Origin of the sequence: Streptomyces sp. NPDC093221 (assembly GCF_044753885.1) — a bacterium.
In the GTDB taxonomy this organism is placed as follows: Bacteria; Actinomycetota; Actinomycetes; order Streptomycetales; family Streptomycetaceae; genus Actinacidiphila.
In genome coordinates, this window is record NZ_JBIVOA010000019.1 from 1,655 (window position 1) to 2,981 (window position 1,327).

Below are 1,327 nucleotides of genomic sequence, written 5' to 3' on the forward strand. Positions count from 1 at the left end.
GCAATGACACGACTTCGGCGGTACGCTTGAGCCCCGCTACATTGTCGGCGCGGAATCACTTGACCAGTGAGCTATTACGCACTCTTTCAAGGGTGGCTGCTTCTAAGCCAACCTCCTGGTTGTCTCTGCGACTCCACATCCTTTCCCACTTAGCGTACGCTTAGGGGCCTTAGTCGATGCTCTGGGCTGTTTCCCTCTCGACCATGGAGCTTATCCCCCACAGTCTCACTGCCGCGCTCTCACTTACCGGCATTCGGAGTTTGGCTAAGGTCAGTAACCCGGCAGGGCCCATCGCCTATCCAGTGCTCTACCTCCGGCAAGAAACACACGACGCTGCACCTAAATGCATTTCGGGGAGAACCAGCTATCACGGAGTTTGATTGGCCTTTCACCCCTAACCACAGGTCATCCCCCAGGTTTTCAACCCTGGTGGGTTCGGTCCTCCACGACCTCTTACAGCCGCTTCAACCTGCCCATGGCTAGATCACTCCGCTTCGGGTCTTGAGCACGCTACTACACCGCCCTATTCGGACTCGCTTTCGCTACGGCTACCCCACACGGGTTAACCTCGCAACGCACCGCAAACTCGCAGGCTCATTCTTCAAAAGGCACGCAGTCACGAGACGCCAAGCAAGCTCGACGTCCGACGCTCCCACGGCTTGTAGGCACACGGTTTCAGGTACTATTTCACTCCGCTCCCGCGGTACTTTTCACCATTCCCTCACGGTACTATCCGCTATCGGTCACCAGGGAATATTTAGGCTTAACGGGTGGTCCCGCCAGATTCACACGGGATTTCTCGGGCCCCGTGCTACTTGGGTGGCTCTCAAGAGAGCCGCCAGTGTTTCGGCTACGGGGGTCTTACCCTCTACGCCGGACCTTTCGCATGTCCTTCGCCTACACCAACGGTTTCTTACTCTCCGGCCAGTCGGCAGACTGACCAAGAAAGCTCCCACGACCCCGCATGCGCAACCCCTGCCGGGTATCACACGCATACGGTTTAGCCTGATCCAGTTTCGCTCGCCACTACTCCCGGAATCACGGTTGTTTTCTCTTCCTGCGGGTACTGAGATGTTTCACTTCCCCGCGTTCCCTCCACATACCCTATGTGTTCAGGTATGGGTGACAGCCCATGACGACTGCCGGGTTTCCCCATTCGGACACCCCCGGATCACAGCTCGGTTGACAGCTCCCCGGGGCCTATCGCGGCCTCCCACGTCCTTCATCGGTTCCTGGTGCCAAGGCATCCACCGTGCGCCCTTAAAAACTTGGCCACAGATGCTCGCGTTCACTATGCAGTTCTCAAACAACCAACCATCCCCCACCA

The 1,327-nt window shown here is 57.6% G+C and carries 1 rRNA gene (only partly in view); it reads right to left on the reverse strand.

What is annotated here, in order from left to right:
- Positions 1–1,274, reverse strand: a 23S ribosomal RNA gene (locus tag ACIQCJ_RS35805); it reaches 1,610 nt to the left of the window's first position.
- Between the last annotated feature and the right edge of the window lie 53 nt (positions 1,275–1,327).